Annotated in this window: 21 protein-coding genes and 1 pseudogene; 1 reads left to right on the plus strand and 21 read right to left on the minus strand. The window is 35.1% G+C overall.

Annotated elements, in window-relative coordinates:
- Positions 1–251: 251 nt before the first annotated feature.
- The 19 genes and pseudogenes from F3I00_RS09180 to rsmG form a co-directional block, all read right to left on the minus strand.
- Complete coding sequence (locus F3I00_RS09180) at positions 252–2,237, minus strand: fructose-specific PTS transporter subunit EIIC (protein WP_003652109.1); 1,986 nt, start codon at positions 2,235–2,237, stop codon at positions 252–254.
- A gap of 40 nt (positions 2,238–2,277) precedes the next feature.
- The gene (gene pfkB / locus F3I00_RS09185) at positions 2,278–3,192 is read right to left on the minus strand and encodes a 1-phosphofructokinase (protein WP_003649958.1); all 915 of its coding nucleotides are present in this window, start codon (positions 3,190–3,192) and stop codon (positions 2,278–2,280) included.
- Positions 3,189–3,947, minus strand: coding sequence for a DeoR/GlpR family DNA-binding transcription regulator (locus tag F3I00_RS09190; RefSeq protein ID WP_003652113.1), 759 nt, complete (start codon positions 3,945–3,947; stop codon positions 3,189–3,191). The genes pfkB and F3I00_RS09190 overlap by 4 nt, the downstream gene beginning before the upstream one ends.
- A gap of 166 nt (positions 3,948–4,113) precedes the next feature.
- Positions 4,114–6,416: pseudogene (locus F3I00_RS09195) on the minus strand (glycoside hydrolase family 31 protein).
- 92 nt (positions 6,417–6,508) lie between these two features.
- The gene (locus F3I00_RS09200) at positions 6,509–7,735 is read right to left on the minus strand and encodes an ABC transporter permease (protein ID WP_020807078.1); all 1,227 of its coding nucleotides are present in this window, start codon (positions 7,733–7,735) and stop codon (positions 6,509–6,511) included.
- On the minus strand, positions 7,728–8,624 hold the full coding sequence (locus tag F3I00_RS09205) for an ABC transporter ATP-binding protein (RefSeq protein WP_020807079.1): 897 nt from the start codon (positions 8,622–8,624) through the stop codon (positions 7,728–7,730). The genes F3I00_RS09200 and F3I00_RS09205 overlap by 8 nt, the downstream gene beginning before the upstream one ends.
- A 120-nt stretch (positions 8,625–8,744) precedes the next feature.
- Entirely contained in the window at positions 8,745–9,494 is a 750-nt protein-coding gene (locus tag F3I00_RS09210) for an aspartate/glutamate racemase family protein (RefSeq protein ID WP_020807080.1), read from the minus strand.
- Between the two features lie 2 nt (positions 9,495–9,496).
- The gene (locus tag F3I00_RS09215; protein WP_003649952.1) at positions 9,497–11,068 is read right to left on the minus strand and encodes a UDP-N-acetylmuramoyl-L-alanyl-D-glutamate--2,6-diaminopimelate ligase; all 1,572 of its coding nucleotides are present in this window, start codon (positions 11,066–11,068) and stop codon (positions 9,497–9,499) included.
- Positions 11,069–11,117: 49 nt separating this feature from the next.
- Positions 11,118–12,263, minus strand: coding sequence for a cell wall metabolism sensor histidine kinase WalK (locus F3I00_RS09220; protein WP_003652122.1), 1,146 nt, complete (start codon positions 12,261–12,263; stop codon positions 11,118–11,120).
- A 5-nt stretch (positions 12,264–12,268) separates the two neighbouring features.
- Positions 12,269–12,955, minus strand: a complete 687-nt coding sequence (locus tag F3I00_RS09225; protein WP_003649950.1) for a response regulator transcription factor — start codon at positions 12,953–12,955, stop codon at positions 12,269–12,271.
- A gap of 150 nt (positions 12,956–13,105) precedes the next feature.
- Positions 13,106–14,956 carry an ABC transporter ATP-binding protein gene (locus F3I00_RS09230; RefSeq protein ID WP_020807081.1) on the minus strand — a complete coding sequence of 617 codons (1,851 nt, stop codon included), beginning with the start codon at positions 14,954–14,956 and terminating at the stop codon, positions 13,106–13,108.
- 13 nt (positions 14,957–14,969) lie between these two features.
- The gene (locus F3I00_RS09235) at positions 14,970–16,700 is read right to left on the minus strand and encodes an ABC transporter ATP-binding protein (protein ID WP_020807082.1); all 1,731 of its coding nucleotides are present in this window, start codon (positions 16,698–16,700) and stop codon (positions 14,970–14,972) included.
- Positions 16,701–16,836: 136 nt separating this feature from the next.
- The gene (locus F3I00_RS09240) at positions 16,837–17,670 is read right to left on the minus strand and encodes a DUF1129 domain-containing protein (protein ID WP_020807083.1); all 834 of its coding nucleotides are present in this window, start codon (positions 17,668–17,670) and stop codon (positions 16,837–16,839) included.
- 11 nt (positions 17,671–17,681) lie between these two features.
- Positions 17,682–18,782, minus strand: a complete 1,101-nt coding sequence (gene ychF, locus F3I00_RS09245; protein ID WP_003649946.1) for a redox-regulated ATPase YchF — start codon at positions 18,780–18,782, stop codon at positions 17,682–17,684.
- Positions 18,783–18,805: 23 nt separating this feature from the next.
- Positions 18,806–19,054, minus strand: coding sequence for a DUF951 domain-containing protein (locus F3I00_RS09250; RefSeq protein ID WP_020807084.1), 249 nt, complete (start codon positions 19,052–19,054; stop codon positions 18,806–18,808).
- 19 nt (positions 19,055–19,073) lie between these two features.
- Complete coding sequence (locus F3I00_RS09255) at positions 19,074–19,955, minus strand: ParB/RepB/Spo0J family partition protein (protein ID WP_020807085.1); 882 nt, start codon at positions 19,953–19,955, stop codon at positions 19,074–19,076.
- The gene (locus F3I00_RS09260) at positions 19,939–20,712 is read right to left on the minus strand and encodes a ParA family protein (protein WP_003649943.1); all 774 of its coding nucleotides are present in this window, start codon (positions 20,710–20,712) and stop codon (positions 19,939–19,941) included. Before F3I00_RS09260 ends, F3I00_RS09255 begins: the two co-directional genes overlap by 17 nt.
- A gap of 14 nt (positions 20,713–20,726) precedes the next feature.
- The gene (gene noc / locus F3I00_RS09265) at positions 20,727–21,608 is read right to left on the minus strand and encodes a nucleoid occlusion protein (protein WP_020807086.1); all 882 of its coding nucleotides are present in this window, start codon (positions 21,606–21,608) and stop codon (positions 20,727–20,729) included.
- A 22-nt stretch (positions 21,609–21,630) separates the two neighbouring features.
- Positions 21,631–22,350: a 16S rRNA (guanine(527)-N(7))-methyltransferase RsmG gene (gene rsmG / locus F3I00_RS09270; RefSeq protein ID WP_020807087.1), complete on the minus strand. Its 720-nt coding sequence runs from the start codon at positions 22,348–22,350 to the stop codon at positions 21,631–21,633.
- A gap of 198 nt (positions 22,351–22,548) precedes the next feature.
- Between rsmG and F3I00_RS09275 the strand changes: the two genes are divergently transcribed.
- Positions 22,549–23,085 carry a CvpA family protein gene (locus F3I00_RS09275; protein WP_020807088.1) on the plus strand — a complete coding sequence of 179 codons (537 nt, stop codon included), beginning with the start codon at positions 22,549–22,551 and terminating at the stop codon, positions 23,083–23,085.
- Positions 23,086–23,125: 40 nt separating this feature from the next.
- Here F3I00_RS09275 and F3I00_RS09280 read toward each other — a convergent pair whose 3' ends face one another.
- Together F3I00_RS09280 and F3I00_RS09285 are read right to left on the minus strand one after the other, a co-directional pair.
- The gene (locus F3I00_RS09280; RefSeq protein WP_003649939.1) at positions 23,126–24,052 is read right to left on the minus strand and encodes an FAD:protein FMN transferase; all 927 of its coding nucleotides are present in this window, start codon (positions 24,050–24,052) and stop codon (positions 23,126–23,128) included.
- The gene (locus F3I00_RS09285) at positions 24,049–24,852 is read right to left on the minus strand and encodes a tyrosine-protein phosphatase (RefSeq protein ID WP_020807089.1); all 804 of its coding nucleotides are present in this window, start codon (positions 24,850–24,852) and stop codon (positions 24,049–24,051) included. Before F3I00_RS09285 ends, F3I00_RS09280 begins: the two co-directional genes overlap by 4 nt.
- Between the last annotated feature and the right edge of the window lie 2 nt (positions 24,853–24,854).

The following is a 24,854-nucleotide window of genomic DNA, read 5'->3' on the forward strand; positions in this document are numbered from 1 at the left end:
TTATAATATTTATTTTTTACAATAAGTAAGTATACTGAGGATCTATGATCCAATTATGTACAATTTGTGATTTTTGTGTGAATCTGCGGCTTGCCGATGTTATAAATTATTTGCTATATATCAATACATAATGCGGTACCATAAATACCATAATTTTAATCCTATACAAATCGCAAATTTCTATATGTTATTTAATATACAAAAAAGCAAGATCCGATAAAATTGGAATCTTGCTTTTAAATTAATTATTTTTACTCATCTGGATCTTTAGAAACAGGTTTCTTCCAGAAACTCATGATTAATCCAGCTACAATAGAACCAATAATTGTAGCAACAAAGTAAAGTAGAATGTGGTTAGATAATGGAGATACCCATAATCCACCATGAGGAGCTGGTACTTGAATATGCCATAATCCTACAAGTAAGCCGCCCACGGCAGAACCAATTACACAGGAAGGAATAACACGACCTGGGTCAGCTGCAGCAAATGGAATAGCACCTTCAGTAATGAATGAGAATCCTAGAATCCAGTTTGAAACACCAGCACGACGTTCTTCTTTAGTGTAACGATTCTTAAAGAAAGTAGTACCAATTGCAGTAGCAAATGGAGGAACCATTCCACCTACCATAACAGCTGCCATCATAACAGCTGCAGTTGCAGAATGCGGATCATTAGCAAAAGCACCTGAAGCAAAGACGTAAGCAGCCTTGTTGAAAGGACCACCCATATCAATAGCCATCATCCCTGCTAGGATTAAAGTTAAAATTACGAGGTTTCCAGTCCCCATACTATTCAAGAAGTGGGTAATAGCAAAGTTAATTGAACTAAAGATTGGGTTGATGATGTAGAACATAATCAAAGCAATGAAGAGTAATCCCAAGATTGGGTAGATCAACATTGGCTTCATACCTTCTACAGATTTTGGAAGCTTAGCAAACAACTTCTTCAAGCCAATCATCATATATCCAGCGATAAAACCTGCGGCAATACCACCTAAGAAACCTGCTGGAGATACAGCATGAGCTTGAACATTAACTTGTAAGCCGTTAGTCCCATTAACAATGGCTGCCATGTAACCACCAACAAATCCTGGCATCAAAGCAGGCAAGTCACCGATTGACTCAGCAATATAAGCAGCTAAAACTGGAACCATGAAGGCAAAGGCCAAGTTACCTGCACTGTTTAAAAAAATAAATGCAGGATTCTTAGCACCACCAGCCATATAGTTTTCAACGATAAAGGAGATGGCCATTAAGATACCACCACCAATAACGAATGGAAGCATATGGCTAATACCACTCATTAAGTTCTTGTAGATCGAAGCCCATAAACCTTGTTTTTCTTTGGCACTATCATCGTTAGCACTAGCATTACTATCAGCATGATAAATCGGAGCTTTATTTTCTAAGATATCTTCAATTAACTCTTGTGGATGATTAATACCATCAACAACAGGCTTCATCACAAGTTCTTTGCCATCAAAACGTGGCATTTCAACTTTCTTATCAGAAGCAATAACAACACCCTTAGCGCGTTTGATCTCTTCAGGAGTAAGTCTGTCTTTCACACCTTCAGAACCATTAGTTTCAATTCGAACATCAACGCCTAATTTCTTACCAGCCTTAATTAAAGCTTCTTGAGCCATATAAGTGTGAGCAATACCATTAATACATGCAGTAACCCCAACAATTAGAGGTTTTTGCTCATTAGCAGGCTTAGCTGCTTCTTTTGCAGCTTCTGCTTTTCTTTTTTCAGCATCAGCCTTATCTTGAGCATCTTTTTCAGCTTCAGCCTTTTTAAAAATGTCAATTACTTCTTCTGGCTTAGTTGCTGCCTTCAAAGCATTCACAACATCTGGATTAATTAATAAACTAGATAATTTAGCTAATGCTTGTAAGTGCGTATTATCAGCACCAGCTGGTGCTGTAATCATAAAGAATAAGTGAACTGGTTGACCATCAAGAGAATTATAGTCAATTCCCTTAGGACTCTTTGCAAATAAAACAGCAGCACGGTTAATATATTTGTTTCTTGCATGTGGCATCGCAATTCCATCGCCAATACCAGTTGTTGATTCTTTTTCACGAGCCCAAATTGATTTAATGAATTCGTCTTCGTTATTTACAACGTCTTGCTTTACTTCAAGATCAGCCATTTCTTTAATTGCTTCTTCTTGAGTAGTAGCCTTAAGATCCATAATCATTAAATCAGGACTTAAAAGATCTTCAATTTTCATGAAAGTAACTCCTTATCCTAATTTTATTTTTTATTTTTAACTACTTTACTTCTTCAACTGTAATTTGTGGCAAAACAGTATCGATTTGACTCTTAACTGCAATGTCTTCAGTAAATGCAGTAGCTCCGCCGCAAGCAGATCCCACTTTTAATGCTTCAACAACATCATGAGTCTTGTAGTAAGTACCTACGAAACCAGCAATCATTGAATCTCCAGCCCCAACAGAGTTAACTGCAGTACCAACAGCTGCACTTGCATGATAAATGTGGTCCTTAGTTACTAGATAAGCACCATCACCCGCCATAGAAATCATGACATTTTGTGCTCCCATATCTAAAAGCTTCTTAGCTGCTTCAAGCATTTCTTTATCATTAGCAAAACTAGTATTAAATAAGGCTGCCAATTCATGGTGATTTGGCTTAATAACTAATGGATGGTACTTCAAAGTTGCAAGTAAAGCTTCACCAGTTGTATCAATTGCAAATTCGGCACCGGCTTCTCTAATAGTTGGTAACAATTGCTCATAGAAATCTGTTGGTAAACTTGGTGCTAAACTACCGCTTAATACAACAATATCGCCTTCATTAAGATCATCCAAACGCGCCTTAAATGCAGTAATTTCTTGTTCATCAATCTTTGGACCAGCCGCATTAATTTCAGTTTCTTTTTGAGCATGAACTTTTACATTAACACGGGTATCATCAGAAATAGTTACAAAATCACTTTCGATTTTTTTAACGTTTAATTGGCGAACCAATTCCTTGCCAGTAAAACCACCGACAAAGCCCCAAGCAGTATTATCAACATCAAGTTGGTTTAAGATTTGCGAAACATTAATTCCCTTGCCACCAGCTAAAAATTGACAATCATTTGAACGGTTAACGCTACCAGCATCAACCTTTTTTAATTGCATAACATAATCTAATGCTGGATTAACTGTAACAGTATAAATCATGACCGAGCCTCCTCAACTCTGATTTGTTTAGGTAGAAGATTCTTCTTGCCTATATTTAAATGGTTAGTGATGAGTATTGCCTCATTGATATGTGCAAAGCTTGCAAAATTTGCTGCTCCAATCTTACTACTATCCATTAAAACGAAAGCTTCTTTTGCTTGTTCAATAGCAGTCTTTTTTATTCCAGCTTCTGCAGGATCTGGAGTAGTAAATTGCCCTTCTGTTGTTAAACCGTTGGCACCAATAAATGAAACAGATAAATTCATTTCCTGCAGTTGTTTCATTGCAGTATTACCTACCACAGCATGTGTTTCAATCTTCGCCTCGCCCCCTAACAAGCGAGTCTGAATACCATTCTCTAAACATGCTAATGCAATATCAACACCATTGGTCAACACATGTAAATCCTTAATTTCTCGCAAAAATGACACCATTTCATACGTTGTCGTTCCAGCGTCAAGGAAAATATGATCTCCACTAGTAATATGGTTTATTACGGCAAAACGAGCAATTTCACGCTTCTTATCAACATTAAGATTAAATCTAACCTGCTGTTCAACATCGCGTGAATAATCTTGCAATGAACGTGCACCACCATGTACACGTACAATTACACCACGTTTTTCTAATTCAATGAGGTCACGGCGAATTGTTGACTCTGACGACTTAGTCAACTTACATAACTCATTAACACGACAGATACTATGATTATTAATATAACTTGCTATCGCTTGTTGACGTTCTTCAGTCAGCATCGTTCATCATCACCTCGTTTAATATGATAAACGCTTCCAATTATAAAATCAATCATTTTTCTTCAAAATCGGTCATCTTCATTCATTATTAGTCATAACTAACTTCATGAAAAGCTAAGCCTAAATAAAAAAGCTAACGACTTAATCGCTAGCTTTTAATTTATTATCAAATTTGTATATACTTTTGATCCTTAAAAATAAAGTCTATTTTCTTGTCCATAGCTCTAAGCTCAATTCTTTGATAGATCGGTTGATAGCCATGTTTTTTCAAATTAATACTTGTTCTATTTTTATCAATATTTATCTCATACAAATTATATTCACCATTTTTATAAGCAAAATCAGCACCATTATCTTGATAATGCGTATAGTTACCATGTTCGCCAAACACTCTAAAGATCATCTTTTCATCTGGTTTAGATGAAATATGATTCTTCAATTTTCCCCAAGGCAAAATCGTATCTTTCTTAATAAATAAAGGCAATTTATCAAGCGGCGCATTAACTAAAATTGTATTGTTACCACTATACGTAACATTATTCCAAAAATCAATCCATTCACCTTGCGGTAAATAAACAGCTCTAAAGTTTTTCCCTTCTTCAACTACCGGTGCAACTAAAATTCTTGTACCAACCATATATTCATCATTCATATTTTTAACCATTGAATCAGTTGGATAGTTTAACACTAAAGGTCGCATAAGTGGTAAGCCGTTTTTACTTTCTTTGACAAACAGGTCATAAAGGTAAGGAATAAAGTGATAACGAAGCTGCAAATATTTACGGTACGTTGATAAAGTTGGCTCGCCAAATACCCATGGTTCCTGCGAGCGTGTTCCTAAAGCTGCATGATTTCGAAGAAGTGGACTAAAAATTGCAGCTTCAATCCATCTTGTTAATAATTCAGGTGTAGTATCAGCACCAAATCCGCCAATATCAGTTCCTGCAAATGCAAACCCGCTCATTCCAAGATTGCATAACTGCGGAATCATCATTTGTAGATGAACCCATAAGCTTTGATTATCACCAGTCCAAACAGTAGAATATTTTTGCGTTCCAGCATAAGCAGCACGAGTAATCACGAATGGTCGCTTGCCACTTGCTTTTTTTAAGCCATTATAAGTTGCTTTAGCCATATTATGACCATAAACATTGTGTATTTTACCATGTGTTGATTTTTTATCTTCATCACTAAAAATGATATCTTCAGGAATTTCTCCATTAAATGAAGCTGGTTCATTCATATCATCCCAAATTCCGTCAACGCCTAAATCAACTAAGAACTTACAATTTTCTGCCCACCATTTTCTAACTGCTTTACGACCAAAATCAGGATAAACCGCATCCCCAGGCCAAACCTTATTAACATAAACTTGACCATTTGGCGCCTTGACAAAATAACCTTTTTTAAGTCCTTCTTGATAAATCTGATAAGATTCATCTTTTTTCACACCCGGGTCAATAATTGTAATAATGTGCAAACCTAATTTATGCAATTTATTGATAAATTTCTTGGGATCGTCATAGGTATCCGTCCGCCAAGTAAAAACACGATAGCCATCCATATAATCAATATCTAAATGAATCGCATCACATGGAAGATGATATTTACGCATTTTATCAACAATTTCTCCCACTTTCTCAGCACTAATGCTGTATCCCCAACGAGACTGTTGATAACCTAAAGTCCATTTCTGCGGCAGGGGCGTTCTACCAGTTAAATAGGTATAGTTTTCAACAACCTTTTTTAAACTACTGCCGCCAATAATGTAATAGTCAATATTTCCATCATCAGCTGCATAGTAGTAATACTTATTGCTTTCTTTTCCTAAATCAAAATAACTATGATAGGTATTATCGAAAAAAATCCCATAGGGATGATTGTTTTTTAAACCAATTAAAAATGGAACAGATTTATAAAGTCGCGTAAAGCTCTCTACTTGGGGCTCTGGATTATCAGTATTCCAATTTTCATAAGCATAGTGGCGTTTATTTAAAAATCCCGTCTTATCTCCCAAGCCGTAAAACTGTTCGTCTGCTGATAATTCCTTAACTAGTTCATAATAATGACTATTCTTTTTTGTACCAACTGCTACTTCATGTCCTTCAGATTCTGCTAATTTTTGATGGCTAGCGTCTACTTGCCGATCAAGCGGAATTCGGTTACCGCGATAATCAATAATTAATGGATTTTCTTGTTCATCGTAAACATCAATTTTTTCATCATCATAAATTTTAATAATTAGTTTTGAAGTCTTCAGTTCAAAATAATTAGCTATTTTTTTACTTTAAAACTTGTTTCTTTAGTCTTACTTCCTTCAATTGCATATGAATTATTGCTACACCCGCGATCTTGAAATACACGAACTATTTCAGAAGTTAAAACAGATAAAGTAAGAATGGAATTAGTAAACTTTATTTTAACTTGATTGCGATCGATTATATATTTTTCCAAATTATTTCTATTCATATTCAGCCTCATCATCTTGTATTCGTTTCCAATTTTATCATAAAAAAGACCGCTCTCCTTTTGAACGAAGAGCAGTCATCTAATATAAATTTTTATTCTTTTATTCCTTGCAATGCACGTTTCATATTTTTCCACATGCCATTATCATCAGTTTGTAAAATTAAACTTGGGTAAATTTTTCTAATCCACAAAATCGATCCCATTAAAAATATCACTAAGATTACCATTGAAACCCCCGCTTCTAGATTTGTCGCATTTCCTTTAATTAGCCGAAGTGGCATTAAGAAAGAAGATAAAAATGGTACATAAGACATAATTATTGCAAAAATACTGTCGGGGTTATTAGACAAACTCATGCTGCTGAATAAACAAAGTAAAGTCAAATAAACTAGAGGTTGAACTGCCTTATTAGCATCTTCTGCCTTAGTTACAATTGCACCACAAACTGCAGCATAGACAATATATAGGATCAATCCTAAAATCGCGAATACTAATCCCCATGAAATTATTTGTCCTAAAACTTGATCAATTGCCGGTTTTACTTGAGCAAAAGTTTCTTTAATTCTATCAATTTGTGGAGCTAAATAATAAAATCCAGAAAACATTAGTGCATAAATTATTAATTGTGTAAGAATTTCCATGAAAATTCCTAAAACTTTACCATCAAAATAATTTCCACCTGGCATACTTGAAAAGATCATTTCCATGATCTTAGTTCCTTTTTCACTGGCAATATCTTGCGCCATAATAGTGCTGTAAGTCTGAACCAAAAAGTACAAAACAAAAATCAAAATCCAAAAAGTAGCCGTTTTCAAATTTTTCTCATCATTTGCATCCAGCTTTTTATTATTAGTTTTTTCAGTAAATTTAACTTTTTGAGAAAGTGATTTTAGCTGCTGCTCACTAAGTTTTGCATTCTTTAGATTAAGTACTTGTTGCTGGGCGTTTAAGCCTCGCATCAATTCTTCTTTAAGATCACTATCAAGTCTTTCCGTACCATAGTAAGTCGCCTCTAACTGAGCAGAAGTATTTTCAACGACAATATAGCCGCTAATATCTCCAGCCTGATATGCTTTTTCAGCTTTTGTCTTATTCTTATACATATCAAAATCTTTGGTTTTCTTTAAAGGCTGAACTAAACCCTCGTTTTGGCTCACAATACCCACTTTTGTATTATCGTCAAAAGCCGAAGACGAACTCATTCCAAAGAAAAATGAAATAATTAACACAATAAATGGTGCAAAAATCATCAATAAAAATGACCAATTTTTAACTTCCCTGCGGTAGGTTTCTTTAGCTACTAACCAAGTCTTATTCATTATTTTCACCGGCTTTCAATTTAAAGATTTCATCTAAAGTTGGTGGTTCTTGATCAAAAGTTTGCAAATATTCTCCATGAGACAAAATTTTAAAAATTTCTTGGCCATAATTAGCTGCTGCTAGCCAAAGCTTATAAATACCATTATTTTGTAAAATAGCATTTTCTACCCCAGGTAATTTCTTGACCTCATCAAGCCCTAAATCTGTCCTAATAAATAAGCGTGTTAGGCCAAAGTTATTTCGCACTTCATTTACCGTACCATTTAAAACAAGATGACCATTGTTAATCATCACTACATCATCACATAATTCTTCAACATTAGACATATCATGATCAGAAAATATAATTGTTGCACCACGCCTTTTTTCTTGAAGAATTACATTTTTAATTATTTCAACATTTACGGGATCTAAACCACTGAATGGCTCATCTAAAATAATTAAATTTGGCTGGTGAATAAGTGTTGCAATTAGTTGAATCTTTTGTTGGTTTCCTTTAGATAGACTCTTGATTTTATCAGTAGTCTTGCCCTTAACTTCTAATTTCTGCATCCAGTCCTGCAAATCATGCTTTACAGTATCTTTTTTCATGCCTTTTAAACTAGCTAAAAAGCTGACTTGGTCTAAAACTGTGAGCTTAGGCATCAGACTACGCTCTTCGGGCAAATACCCCACAGAATTGTAGTCACGGCTTGAAAAAGAATGATTATCAATAGTAATTTTGCCCTGATACTTAACAAACTTCAGAATGCTATGAAAAAGAGTAGTTTTTCCTGAGCCATTTTTACCGATTAAGCCTAATATTTTTCCATTATCTGCTTTGAAGTTAATATCAAATAAAACTTGTTTACTTCCAAAGCTTTTATTCAAATTTTTTACTTGTAACATAGCTTTTTCTTTCTAAATAAATTCTATTAAAGTTATGCCCAATTATATCAATATTCCTCCTAGAAATCTTTTTTTATATCAAAAAAGCCTCTCAGCTGTCTAAATCTGAGAGGCTTTACTTTATTTATACATATATTTTGCAGTTGCTTCTTTAGGATCCATTCCATTACGAATCTTCAAAGCAAGTTCAATTGAAACATCAGCAATAATTGACTGAGGATCAATCACATTATAAGGATGATCTGGTGCCTTTTCTTGAGCAAGCGATAATTCCGTACATCCCAATAAAATTACATTGCAACCATATTTATCATGCATTGTCTTCAAGATCTTATGATACAAATCATGATCAACAATACCCTTTTCCTTAATATCACTGTAAATTAATTCATTGACCATAGGCTGAATTTCGGGACCACCTAATTCTACCTTCTTGCCAACGCGTTCTAATTCGTCCACATACAAATGATCATAGATAGAACCTTCAGTTGCAATTAAGCCAATTTTTTCTTCCTTAGGAAAATCATCTACAAATTTATGCACAGCAATCCGCATCATGTGTAAAAATGGTACATCAGTTAATGCAGCCAAATCGTCATAAAAATAATGTGCGGTATTACATGGCATTACAAAGAAATCAGGATTAAGCTTTGCTTGACTTAAAACATCATCTTTTAAATCATAGAAAAAGTTAGGCTTACTATGATCCATGATATAAGCAGTTCGATCGGGAATTTGAGCATCATTTACTAAAATATAATTCAAATAATCTTGGTCTTTAGCGATTTTAACTCGGTGATTAATTAAGCGGACATAACTTTCAGTTGCGATTGTCCCCATTCCGCCAATAATTGAGAAAAAGTGCTTCATAACTATTCCTCATCGTCTTTTTCTAATTCATTAATTACACTTTCAGCCACTTTAATATCAGTTGGATATGGTGTATCTACTCCGCGAATCTTTTGGAATGGATCTGCACCCTTCCCGCAAATTAAAACAATATCATCTTTATTAGACATTGCAATTGCATCATGAATTGCCTTTTCACGGTCTAATTCAATTGTGACATCAACTTTTTCATGATCAATGCCAGCATCAATTTCTTGAGCAATATCCATTGGATCTTCAAAACCAGGATCATCAGTAGTCAAAAATGCCTTATTTGCATATGCAGTCAAACTTTCACTAAATCCAGGGCGACGTGATACTCCCTTATCCCCAGGAGCTCCAACAACTACAATGATCTTTGGATTATTGAATTCACGTTGCATAAAGCTCATTAAGGCTATCATTGAGGCCTTATTATGTGCATAGTCAACGATAACTGTCCCATGGTTCTTTGATGGTAAAGTTTCCATTCGACCTGGAATTGTTACGTGACGAATTCCTTTAGCACATTCTGCATAGCTTTCACCAGCAAGACCAGCACCAATAATTGCAGCAGTACCATTCATCTCGTTGAAGTCACCAATCATTTGAAGAGTGTAATCTCCAGCGATTGGTAATTTCTTAGCTTTTTCAGAAGCACAGAATAACTTAAATTCAGTTTCCTTCATGTCTGTTTCAACTGATTGGAAACGGAAATCAATTGGTTGTTTTAAGTTAGGATTTTCGAAATCATTTCTAGCAAACAAATAGATACTATCTGGATTAGTAGTCGTAGTTGCTGCTGCATAAATTTCATCAAAGTGGTCTGACATTGCGTTAATAATACACTTACGCGAGTTAACCATTAATTGTAATTTACAATGCAGATAATCTGCGAAGTTAGGGTGTTCATTTGGACCGATATGGTCTGGAGTAATGTTTAAGAAAAATCCTAGATCATAGGTTAAACCAAAGACACGATTTTTCTTATAAGCTTGACTAGAAACTTCCATTACCAAATGAGTCATACCATTATCAACAGCTGTTCTCATATCACGGAACAAGTCTAAACTTTCAGGCGTAGTCAAACTAGACTTGAACTTATCTTCAGGCTTGGGTCCGACAATATCATCTACTGATGAAAATAAAGCTGTTCGACCCCCGTTAATTTGGTCAAGCATCCCTTTCAAGAAATAAGCAGATGTAGTTTTACCTTTTGTACCAGTGAAGGCTACAACATATAAATCATCTTGCGGGAATCTGTAAAAAGCAGCCGATAAAAGAGCCATGGCTTTAGTTACGTCTCTAACAACTAAAGCATGCATTCCTTTACCTTCTGGATATGGTTGTTCTGCTACATAACAAGTAGCTCCACTATCTTTAGCCATTGATAAATAAGTAGGTCTAAAGCCTTTACCCTTACAGAAAAACAAGGTATTTGTTTTTATATCACGTGAATCATATGAAATATAATTCATTTTAGTTGGAACCGCATCTTGTACTGCACTTGACTTAAGCAAGTGGTGTTCCTTCAAAATTAAGATGCAAGTGTTTAAAGAAATGCTAGAATCGCTCATTTTTTCTCCCCAATTTTTTAATCAATTCAGCCTAAATTATAGCACACCATCATTTTGCTTTGGGGCTATTGAGTGGTAGTTGAATAATAAAACTAGTTAATTCTGATGTTGACTGACACTTAATTGTCCCGCCATGTAAGTCAACAATACTTTTCGTAATCGCTAAACCTAATCCAGTACCGCCGGTTTTTAAATTTCTTGAACTTTCTACTCGATAGAAGCGATCAAAGATTTTTTGCAAAGACTTCTTAGGTATCTGCTCCCCATTATTTTCAACTCTAAGTTCTACAAACTTATTATTCACCTTATTGGCAATTAAATTAATTTCAGTTGCGCCATGACCATATTTCAAGGCGTTTGAAATCAAATTATTTAGCATTCGCACAATCATTTTAGCATCAGCATCAATTACTAAATCTCTTGGTCGTGTTACTACATTAAAGGTAATGTTTTTCTTTTCTGCTTCTAATTCAAAACCAGCTGCTACCTGTTCAAGCATTGAATTAACATGGAGCGGTGCTAAGACTAGTTTATTATTCGTTGACGAACGAAGCGTAGTGTATTCAAATAAGTCTTCAGCTAAAGCTTTCATTTGGAGAGCTTTATCATAGGCGATTTTAATATATTTAGCTTGATCCTCATTTAGTTCACTACTCTTTAATAAACCCAAGTAGCCAATAATTGAAGTTAGCGGTGTTCTGATATCATGAGATACGTTAGTAATCAAATCATCCTTTGATTGCTCAATCTGGCGCTCTTCTTCCATTGAAGCTACGGTACTATCAACTAAAGCGTTAATTGAATCGATTACCTTTTGTAAATCTGTCTTTACTACAAAAGGAATTCGATGATCAAAGTGACCATCAGCTATATAATGTAATTCTTCAATAACATGCCGCAGTTGCATTTGACGATATCTCCTAATCAATCGCCAGTAAACAACAATGGCATCGCCCACTAACATAACACCAACAAAAAGTCGTTGCCAAGACCATAAATGCATCCCGTTAGCAAAAGTAATTGTCTTTTTGAGAAAGAATATACCATTTTCTAAACGTGGATCATTCAATACTGCCAAATTAAGCAAAATAATAATCGAAAGATTCAATAGCAAAAGCAGAATAACAGTTATAACGCCTTCGCCAAATAATTCACTTTTTTCTTTCGTGGTTAGGATTACTTTTTGTTTTTTCATCCTTACTAAGCCTCTACTTTATAGCCTACTCCCCAAACTGTTTGGATAACTTCTTCTCCATCAGTTGCTTTTTGAATCTTATCACGCAAGTGAGAAACGTGAACCATAACTGTTTTAGCTGAAACAACCGATTCTTGTTGCCATACTCTTTCAAAAATTTCATCTGCACTAAATACGCGATTAGGATGACTAGCAAGCATATATAAAATTCCAAACTCTAAAGCAGTTAATTGAATAACTTTCCCTGTTAAAGTCTTAACTTCATGTGAGTCCTTATTAATTACTAAGGGTCCTACTTCTAATACATCCGGCTTGTCGTCTTTGACTTCTTTTTGACTGCGACGGAGCAATGATCTTACTCGCGCCATTACTTCTAATGGGTTAAATGGCTTAACAACATAATCATCTGCTCCAGTAATCAATCCTTGAATTTTATCCATATCGCTAGTCTTAGCTGAAACAACTAAAATTGGAATTTCTGAATCTTTTCTAACCTCTTTAATAACTTCAATTCCCGACATTTGTGGCATCATAATATCAAGAATCATCAATGCAATCTCTGGATTAGTAGAAAGTTTAGTTAAGGCTTCTTTACCACTATAAGCGGCAATTGGTTCATAACCTTCATTTTTTAAATATATACTTAATAATTCAACGATTTCTTTGTCATCATCAACAACTAAGATCTTCATGAGGAATGTCTCCTTATTCTATATTTATCACGTAAAAAAACTATTATTAATATTTTACCTGTTTTACATCTATTTACCTAAATTAAACCACGTTTTTAAAGAATCATAAAAAATGAACCCTAGAAAAAATATCTAGAGTTCATTTTCTAACTAATCTAATTCTTTTTTACCAGTATACAACTCGTAATAATAGCCTTTTTGCTTCAAAAGTTCTTCGTGATTACCACGTTCAATAATATGACCATGATCCAGAACTAAAATGAGGTCTGAGTTAACAATGGTTGATAAACGGTGGGCGATCACAAAACTAGTTCTACCAGCAAGCAAGTTATCCATCCCTGCTTGAACCATTCGTTCAGTCCTAGTATCAATACTTGATGTTGCTTCATCTAAGATCATCACCGGTTCATCAGCAATCATGGCTCTAGCAATACTTAATAACTGCATTTGACCTTGTGACAAATCGCCACCATCTCCATCAATTACAGTCTCATATCCATCATCTAGCTCATGAATAAATTCATCAGCATGTGCTAAACGAGCAGCTTGATAAACCTCGTCATCACTCGCATTTGGTTTTCCAAATCGAATATTGTCCATGATCGTACCAGTAAAGAGGTGCGTTTCTTGTAAAACAATCGATAAAGAATGGCGTAAATCATTTTTTCTAATTTGAGAAATTGGAACGCCATCATACGTAATCTTTCCAGACTGAATCTCATAGAAACGATTAAGCATATTAGAAATAGTCGTCTTACCAGCACCAGTTTCACCGACTAAGGCAACTTTCATACCCGGTTTAGCATCAATATTAATATCGTGCAAAATTTGCTTTTCAGGAACATATGAAAAGTTCACATGATCAAAAACAATATGTCCTTTAATTGGAACTTTTTTAATATCACCATTCTTCTCAGGAACATCCCAATACCAACTATTTTTAACGTCGGGATTGGCCGACATAATAACGTCGCCATTATCAACTTCCGAAGGTTCATCTTCTAACTCAAAAATTCTCTGCGCACCAGCTAAAGCCAAAACTATTGAATTCAATTGCTGTGAAATCTGAGCAATCGGCATACTAAATTGCCGCGATAATTGTAAGAAAGAAGCAATTGCACCTAAAGTCAATGGTGCCCAGCCGTTAATTGCTGCAGCTCCTCCGATAAAGGCAATTAATACGTACAATAAATTTCCCATATTACCCATAATTGGGAACAAAACGGTCGCATAAGTATTAGCCTTCCCAGATGCTCCACGCAGTTCTTCATTAAATTTATCAAAGCCCTCTTCAGCTTCAGGTTCATGTGAAAAGACCTTAATGACTTTTAAACCATTAAGCATTTCTTCGTCATAACCGTTAATTTGACCTAATTTATTTTGTTGAACCTTGAAGTAGTAGCTAGACTTCACAGTTAAAAATCTAACAATTCCAAATGATAGACCAAAAATAATAAAAGAGAATAAAGTCAATTGCCAGCTTAAACTGAACATTGCCACAATAACAAAAATCAAACTTAGAGCTGAATTCAAAAATTGTGGTAGCGATTGTGAGATCATCTGCATTAAGGTGTCGATATCATTAGTATAGCGACTCATGATATCACCATAATTATTTTGATCAAAGTAAGCAATCGGCAGAGATTCCATGTGGGTAAATGTCTCATTACGAACCCGGAATTGAACTTTTTGAGCTAACACTCCCATTAGCATGCTAAAAAGATAGTTAGAAATAAAGCCAATTGCATAAATTCCAAACATTACTAAAATTGCATTCAGTAATGGACCATAGTTAGGAACCTTTTCATGCAGTAAGGGAGTAACATATGTATCAATTAATCGCTCAATGAATAAGGATCCAATTACCGCTGATCCAGCTGCCAAAATGATAGTAATTACTGAAACGATTAACATCCAAGGACTAGTAGTTAAGACTACTTTTAGCAGACGACCTAAAACTTTAAGACGATTTCCTTTAGTTTGTTGTTTTGCTTGATCCATAAAGTTCTCTCACCTACTTTCCTGCATTATTTTCTTCTTGGAACTTAGCGATTGAGTGATAAAGCTCATTAGTCTTCATTAGCTCCTCATGAGTTCCAATTGCTTGAATGGTACCATGATTCATAACAATAATCCGATCAGCGTCTTTAATTGAAACAACTCTTTGCGAAATAATAATCTTAGTCGTTGTTGGCATATCTTTAGCCAAAGATTCACGAATTTCACGTTCAGTTGTTGTATCAACTGCGGAAGTTGAATCATCTAGAATTAGAATTTCCGGATTCTTTAACAATGCACGTGCAATCGTAATTCTTTGTTTTTGACCACCAGAAACATTATTTCCGCCTTGTTCAATCATAGTATTATAACCATCTGGCATTTCACGAATAAAGCCATCAGCATGTGTAATTTTAGCAGCAGCTACGACTTCTTCGTGCGTTGCATTTTCATTTCCCCATTTTAAGTTTTCTTCAACAGTTCCACTGAACAAAACATTCTTTTGTAAAACCATTGCAACTTTATCACGAAGAGCCTTTAGTTCATATGACTTAACATTATGTCCAGCTACTCTAACTGCACCAGATGTTACATCATAAAGACGCGGAATCATGGAAACTAAAGTCGATTTTGATGAACCAGTTTCACCAATAATACCAATTGTTTCACCTGGCGTAATATGTAAATTAATATCTTCTAAAGCATAATGCTTTTCATCTGGCGAGTATTTAAAGTTAACATGATCAAAAACAATATCACCGTTTGTCACATCTTTAAGTGGTTTACGTGGGTTTTCAATCGCTGATTTTTCAGTTAAAACAGCTGCAATACGTTTACCACTAGCTTCTGAAATAACCAATTGCGTAGTAATCATAGCTAGGATGTTTAAACTAAATAAAACAGAGTTTGAATATGAAAACATTGAAACTAATTGTCCAGTTTGCAAGCTTCCACCAACAATTTCTTTAGCACCAAACCAGCAGATTGCCAAAGTCGAAATATTAAGAACTGCCATTACAACTAACGCATTAAGTGACATGATTTTCTGCGCAGTTGAGAAAAGCTTATAGATAAAACCTGAAGATTTCTCAAATTTCTCAATTTGAGCTTCTTCTTGAACATAAGTCTTTACCTCACGAATTCCACGAATATTTTCACGAACATCTTGATTCATTACATCGTATCCTTTAAAAATACGTGGAAAGTAAGGATATGCACTTTTAATAATTAATGCCAAAATTAAAACAAAGATTGGAGCAATTACCACAAAGATTAAAGATAGTCTTGGACTAATTATGACTGACATAATAATTGAAAAAATTAGCATCAGCGGTGCACGAACGGCAATTCTGATTAACATTTGATAAGCGTTTTGTACATTAGTTACGTCTGTAGTAAGTCGCGTTACCAAACTAGCGCTAGAAAATTTATCAATATTGCTGAAAGAAAAATCTTGAATATGATAAAACATATCTTTTCTTAAATTAGCTGCAAAGCCGGCTGCTGCATGTGCAGAAACGTAACTGGCAGCTGCACCTAAAGACAAGGAAATTAAAGTTAATACGAAAAGGATTAGGCCCCATTTATTGATGTATCCCATATTTCCTTTCATAATTCCCTTATCAATTAAAATACCAACCAAGTACGGGATCAGCATTTCAATTAAAGCTTCACCTGCAACTAGGACTGGGGAAGTCAATGACAATTTTTTATATTGCCGAATTGACTTACGTAACACATTAACCATATAAAACCCCCGTTCTTTTAACTTAAAAAAGATAAAAATAAATAGACGCCTCGCGCCGTCTATTCATTCCTCTAACAAACACATTATTTGCTATCTTTATTTATACTGTAGACTACTTTAATTAAATAGTCACGCTTTAACTTCTGCGATTTCTTCTACGTGCTGCAATCTCATTTTCACGTTTAATTTGTAGTGGATCGACAACATGGTACTTTTGACGGAACCATCTGCGGACAAAGAAAGCAATAACTGCTAGCACAATGTAAACCCATGGATTAAGAACTGGGTTAATCACACGTAAGAATGGCATTGAAGTAATTGTAATCCACACCATAACTATTCCGACTAGGAAGATTCCTATTAAGACTACCTTCCACGTCGATGGTCGTTTGCTCTTTTCTCTGGTTACTAAATCGTTATAATATGCCATCAAAATACCAAACAAGATGGTAACAGAAGCAACAGTTAAAATTCCCATCTGTTGTACACCATTTTGTTGTTTAGAGTTCATATTAAACAATTGTACTACGCCAAAGAACCCTGCAAAGATCACAAAGTAAAGTAAGCCATTATCTACTGCATGCATCCAGAACTTATTCTTGGGTGCTTCTTTCTTTGGATTAGCAATTTCAATTGCTTTTTCTCTTGGAGCTTTTTGGTACAAGCTGGATGCTGGAATACCTTTACGTTGTGCAACAATAATTTCTGGCAAGATTTGATCAATTGCAGGTTCTACTTGATCCATAGTGTAGTTTTGATCTTCTGCCAGAAATTTTTCCAAACGAAAGACGTAATCTTGATTTTTATTACTTAACTTCTTTCGTAATTCTTTTGGCGGCATCTTCTTAATCTCTTCTTCACGAGAATTTTGTTCATGTGCCTTTTTTAATTTCTCTTGTTTTACGTTACCTACTGTTGAGTTTTTAGCTGCTTCAGTATTTTCACTCTTGTTTTGATCTTTTGGATCCATTCAAAAAACTCCTAAACATTAAATCTAAATTCAATAATATCACCGTCTTGAACTACGTAATCTTTTCCTTCAAGACGAAGCTTTCCTGCTTCCTTAACTTTTTGCATGGTTTCAAGTTTGTCTAAGTCATCAAATGAAACAACTTCTGCTCGAATAAATCCACGTTCAAAGTCTGAGTGAATAACACCAGCAACTTGTGGTGCTTTCATCCCTTCATGGAAAGTCCAAGCACGAGTTTCAGGACCACCAGCAGTAAAGAAAGTACGAAGTCCTAAAATATGATAAGCAGCCTTGATTAAACGATCAAGACCAGATTCTTCAACGCCTTCCATTTCAAGAAATTCTTTTCTTTCATCTTCATCCATTGAAGCAATTTCTTCTTCAGTAGCAGCACTAATTCCTAAAGCTTCTGCGTTTTCACTTTCAGCGTGCTTTTTAACGATTTGGTAGTACTTGTCACTTTCTGGATCAGCCATTGAACTTTCTGCAATATTAGCAACATAAATAACTGGTTTAGAAGTAAGTAAAAATAGCCCCTTTACAATCTTTTGCTCATCTTCATTAAAATCAATTGAACGGGCAGCCTTTCCTTCTTCAAGAACAGGTTTTAACTTGTTCAAAACAGCCATTTCAGCCTTAGCTTCTTTATCACCTTGTTGTGCAACTTTTTGAACTTTTCCAATTCGACGGTTAACTGCATCTAAGTCCGCAATTGCCAATTCAAGATTAATGGTGTTGATATCTTCTTCAGGATCAACTTTACCAGTAACTGAAGTGATATTGTCATCATCAAAAGCTCTTACTACATGAACAATTGCATCCGTTTGGCGAATGTTTTCAAGGAATTTATTTCCAAGTCCTTCACCTTTAGATGCGCCCTTTACTAAACCAGCAATATCAGTAAATTCAAAAGTGGTATGAACAATCTTTTTAGCTGGAATTAATTCTTGAATGCGAGCTAGACGACTATCTGGAACTTCAACCATCCCCACATTTGGTTCAATAGTAGCAAATGGATAGTTTGCCATTTCAGCACCAGCCTTAGTAATCGCGTTAAACAAAGTAGATTTACCAACATTTGGCAATCCAACAATACCTGCAGTTAATGACATTATATTTCTCCTCTTAATTGGTTTTATTCAAAGTGTGGTACAGCAATGTTTTCCTTTGGAACATAATATTCTTCTTTTAAGTTAACTGGATCATTTGCTGCATGCAGCACTTTTTTAAATTTTTTATTGAATTCTGCTCGAGGCATCATAATCAAATGACCGCACCCTAAGCACTTAATGCGAATGTCTGCACCCATTCGCAAGATTTCCCACTTATTTTCACCACATGCATGTGGTTTCTTCATCTGCACAACATCGCCCAAATGATACATGAAAAATCACTCCTATTAATTATTTATCTAAATTAATCCCTAGTAAATCTAAAATTCGATTTAATTCATCAGTCGAAGCAAAATCAATCGCTAAATGACCATTTCCCTTTTTGCTTTCTGTAATGTTTACGCTAGTTCCAAATTTATCAGTTAATTGAGATTCGCTAGCTCTGATAAAAGCAGACTTTTTAATAGCCTTCTTCTTAGGCTTCTTTTCTTTTTCATTTAACTTAGCCACTAATGACTCTAATTGACGAACAGTAATTCCGTTCTTAACCACTTTTTTAGCTAAGTCATCGATTCCATCCTTATCTTTTAAGCCAAGCAGTGTTCTTGCTTGCCCCATTGATAATTCTCCTCTTTGAAGAAGACGTTTAGTCTTTTGCGGCAAGGTAAGTAAACGAAGATAGTTTGCAATATACGGACGAGATTTTCCTAATCTTTTAGAAACTTCAGCCTGCGTCAAGCCCAAATTCTTTTGCAACATTTCATAAGCTTGCGCTTCTTCTAGTGGTGTTAAATCCTCACGCTGCAAATTTTCTAGAACTGCAACTTCCATCATCTGTGCTTCATCAAACTTACGAATGATAGCTGGAATTGTTTCTTTTTTGGCTAACTTAGAAGCACGAAAACGACGTTCTCCGGCAATGATTTCATAACCATTAACTGATTTACGGATTATGATTGGCTGAAAAACACCATTTTCTTTAATTGATTCAGACAGCTCTTTTAGACTCTTGTTATCAAAGGTCTTTCTTGGTTGGTAGGGATTAGGCCTAATTTCATCTAAAGGAATTTCTGTAATTTCTTCAGTTTCTTGCACTTGTGGGCTTTCATCAAATAAGGCTTCTAACCCACGTCCTAACCCACGCTTTTTTGGTTCTTTAGAGCTTCTTACCATGAGCTTTCAACACCTCTTTTGCTAAGGAATCATACACTTGTGAACCCCGAGATTTTGGAGCATATTCTGTAATTGGCTTACCATAACTTGGTGCTTCAGCCAATTTGGTAATTCTCGGAATAATTGTCTTATACACTTTTTTATTAAAGTAAGATTGAACTTCCTTAACAACTTCAGCGCCCAAATTCGTTCTTGCATCTAACATAGTTAGTAGAACGCCTTCTACGCCCAAGTTTTTATTAAAGTGCTTTTGAACTAAACGAATCGTATTTAATAATTGGCTTAGCCCTTCCATTGCATAGTATTCGCTTTGTACTGGAATTAAGATAGAATCTGAAGCAGTGAAGGCATTAATTGAAAGTTGCCCCAAAGATGGTGGACAGTCAATCAAGATAAAGTCATACTCATGACTAACCTCATCAATTCCTTGTTTCAATCTAGTTTCACGTGCCATCATTGATGTTAATTCCATCTCAGCACCAGCTAATTGAATTGTAGCAGGAACTGCATCTAGATTTTTAGTTTCAGTATGATGAATTGTCTCAGACAGGGGAATTTCATCAATTAAAACATTATAGATATCCTTATCTACAGTTGATTTTTCAATACCTAAACCAGACGTTGCATTTCCTTGAGGATCAATATCAACAATTAAAACCTTATAACCATGATTTGCAATGCTGGCACCTAAATTAATTGTCGTCGTTGTTTTACCGACGCCACCTTTTTGATTAGCAACCGAAATAATTTGAACCATATTTACCCCTTTGCTTACTTTTTAAGCAATTCAATAGTAATCTTGTAGGAATCTCCCTTTTTATCTTCTTTATACTTCACAGTCATTCCCGAATCTTTTGCCATTTTAATTGCTTTTTTAATGGTATTAATTTGTACTTTAAAGTCATTAGCTGTTCGAACTTGAACTTTTTTCTTAGGTTTCTTCTCTTTTTCAGGCTTATTCTCTTCAAGCTCTTCTTCTTTGGCCTGCTTCTGTGCTTCAAGGTAGCCGTCAAGATCTTTTACCATCTCTTCAGTTTCTTTTACAGTTAGACCATTTTTAATAATTTCACTAACAGCCGTATCTTGGTCTTCTTCATTTAAAGCTAAAAGTGCACGACCATGACGTTGCGAAATCTTCTTATCAATTAAAAAACCTTGTACCTTAGGAGTTAATTTTAGCAATCTAATCTTATTAGCAATATATGATTGGGTCTTTCCCATTTGCTCTGCTAATTCAGTCTGAGTTAAGTTATTAACTTTCATCAATTGCACATAAGCTTGCGCTTCATCAATTGGATTAAGGTTCTCACGCTGCAAGTTTTCAACTAATGCCAAAGAAGCGGCTTTCTCATCGTCCATATTCTCAACAATAGCTGGAACTTTAGCCCACTTCAGTGATTGAGCTGCACGAAAGCGTCGCTCACCTGCAATAATTTCGTATTCACCTTCAGGGCCATCAGCTGGCTTACGTAAAATAATAGGTTGAAGTAGTCCTTGTTCTTTCAAAGTAGCCGCTAATTCTTCAATTGATTCATCGCTAAAAGTATGGCGTGGCTGATAGCGGTTAGGCATAATTTTATCTAGTTCAATTTCTTGAACTTGCTTACTTTCAGGAATCTTTTTTTGACGATTGCCAAATAATGAAAATGCCATAATCTAAATCCTCCAATTAAATTTAAAGTGGTTTTCTATTCGGTGTGCCAGCCTGACGTGGATACTTCTTTGGCGTAGCTTTTACTTTTTTAACAACAATCAAGGTGCGTTCATCATCCGTATCAGGAAGCGTCAATTCTTTCACTTCTTTAACGCTTCCACCTAATACTTCAATTGCATTTTTAGCTTCTGCTAACTCATCCTGTGCTTTAGGTCCTTTAAGGGCAACTAAATATCCATCAACCTTAGCTAAAGGTAGACAATACTCGCTCAAAACACTCATTCTTGCCACTGCACGTCCAGTAACCAAATCAAATTTTTCTCGTAAATTTTTATTTTGTCCAGCATCCTCTGCACGACTATGAACTAGAGTAACTTTATCTAAACTTAAATCACTTACAAGTTCATCTAAAAACTTTAATCGTTTACCTAAAGAATCAACGATGGTAATGCTTAAGTCTGGGCACAAAATTTTAATTGGTAAAGATGGAAATCCTGCTCCAGCACCTACATCACATAAACTCTTCTCACCTTTAAATAAGTCTGAAAATTCTAAAAGAGGTGTAATGCTATCAAAGAAATGTTTTAAGTAAACTTCGTTTTTATCAGTAATTCTAGTAAGATTGACCTTTTTATTAAATTCAATTAATTTGTTATAGTATGTCGCAAACTGTTCTTTTTGCTTACTACTAAGCTTAAAGCCGTAATTTGCGAGTTCTTCTGCAAAAATTTCTGGATTCATTTTTCACCCGTGAAACCTAGTTTCACACTCCTAATTTACCGCAATTAAAGTCGGTTAACAATACTATCATCATCATAAACTAACGTATTTAATTATGTAGTATTTTTTAAGAATCGTCAAAAAACAACTAAGTCTGAAAAAATATGTATTTAAATCAATATCTATAGGCTATAATGATTAGCAAAAGGGGTTAAATTCATGATTGTTACGCTTATTGTGATTCTTTATCTTGGCTACCAAACCTACAAAGGATACCAGCTGGGATTTGCTCAACGTGTTATTAATATGATTTTTGGGGCAATTGTCTTTGCTGCTGCAATTTTAGGTCAAAATAGCCTAGGAAATTGGTTCTACCAACAATTCTCAGGTAATCTAGTTCCAACAACTGGTAATGTTAGTCTGGAATTAATCGGTTACCGTTTCTTAGCTTTCTTCGTAATTTGGATTATCGGAAAGATGATTCTAAAAATATTCAAAGGCTGGCTCCCTAAACGAGATCGTACTAATAAAGGGCTAAGTAATCTGTTAGACAATGTCCTCGGGGCAATTGTTTCATTTATTGCAGCTTACTTCTTAGTTTACGTTGCCTTATCTATGTGCCAAGCTTTTCAAAATCCTTGGTTCATCCAGCAAACAGTCGATTCACCAATTTTACGAGTGATTATTTACAACACTCCAGGTTTATCTAACGGAGTCTTTAAGACAATCTTTGGTATTAGTCGAACTGTAGGTTAATATTTCACAAAAAAAGATTCGGAAATTTCCGAATCTTTTTTTATACGCCGATTCTTTCAATTGAATCATCATCGTACACAAATATTGCACCATAGCGACCGGCTTTATCATTTTTCCATCCAGGAATAGATCCACCAGCAAAAAATAGTCGTTTACATTCAATCTCTGCTTGAACCGAATCCCTAGTAAATAATGTAACCCCTGCCACATGAGTCTGAACTGGATATCCAGTCTTAGGGTCAATAATGTGGTGGTATTTTTTTCCATTAATTTCTAAAAAGCGTTCATATGTCCCACTAGTTACAGCTGAGCATTCGTGAACTGTCGCAGTTGTAAGGTTATCTCCACGCTTCTTTTTCGGATCTTGAACACCTAAAATCCATTCGCCACTTGCCCTTTTTGGAGAACTATTTACGAATAAAACATTGCCGCCTAAATTGATAATCCCAGCTCGTACATCGTATGCACGCCAAAGGTCTCTAATTCTATCTGCAATATAGCCTTTAGCAATACCTCCTAAATCAAGTTCCATCCCTTTTTTAGTTAGGAAGACAGTCTGATTAGCATCATCTAAAACAACATCATCAGGATTAGTTAAGCCCATCTTTGCTTTAATCTGTGCATCAGTAGGAACATGTGCTCCTTTAAAGCCAATATGCCAGAGTTTTACAACTGGTCCAATAAGCGCATTAAAGCCAAAATTTTGCTTACTTTCATAAACTGCTAATTTAATTAAGTTATATGTACTTGCCGAAACTTGAACAGGATGAAGACCTGCGGCATGATTAATATCCATCACTTCAGAATGATCACGATTTACAGTTAAGCGATCCTCATATCCCGCAATTAAATCAAAACTCTGATCTAGGATTTTTTCGTTTTGATCGCCATAGATCTGTAAAGTAATAACAGTACCTAAACCACGACCAACTTTTGAAATTGGGGTTGAAGCATAGTTCTCTATCATTTTGATGCCTTCTTTGGCTCTAAATATAATTCTCTTAGGCTTTGAATCAATTCATCATCAATCTTCAAAACATTCTTAATATAGTTATCAAGACCATCATATTTTTCATCAATTAATAAAAGAGCTGTATCTAAGTATTCATTTGCAACACTTGCTAAACTTCTAACGTTGGCACGTAAAACCACACCGCCGCCTTCATCGATTATCTTTTGATTCATCATAGCCTGATATCTTCCGAGCATTAAGTTTGAAAATAGATAATCTTGTCTGATAGTTTCCATATCAACGCCTAAAAGATACAAAATTAAAACTGTAGCTAGACCAGTACGATCTTTTCCTTCAGAACAATGAAAAATAATTGCACCATCTTTAGTGTTAGCAAAAATATTCAGCAAACTTCTAAATGCCTTTTGTGAGTATTCTTGGCTAACGGAAGAATAATATTGATGACACATCGTTTTAAAACCAGCATATTGATCTTTAGTATAGGTCTTCTTTAATTGCGCTATCTTTTGATCCGTTTCTGCACTTTGATTGCCATGAATTGGATTATCAATATGTTCTATTCCCGCTGGTATAACATCAGGAGTAATTTTGATTTCTTTAGGTGAACGTAAATCAATAATTTTAGTTAAGCCATAATTAAGTAAAAAAGTTTCATCTTCCTTGGTCATTTGACATAATTTACCAGTTCTAAGAAGACGGTGCATTTTAATTTTACGGCCATCAAAACCTACATAGCCTCCCAAATCACGTGCATTAGGCACATGCTCTAGTGGTAAAACGTTGGGCCTAATCATTT

Origin of the sequence: Lactobacillus sp. JM1 (assembly GCF_009834385.1) — a bacterium.
Lineage (GTDB): Bacteria > Bacillota > Bacilli > Lactobacillales > Lactobacillaceae > Lactobacillus > Lactobacillus paragasseri.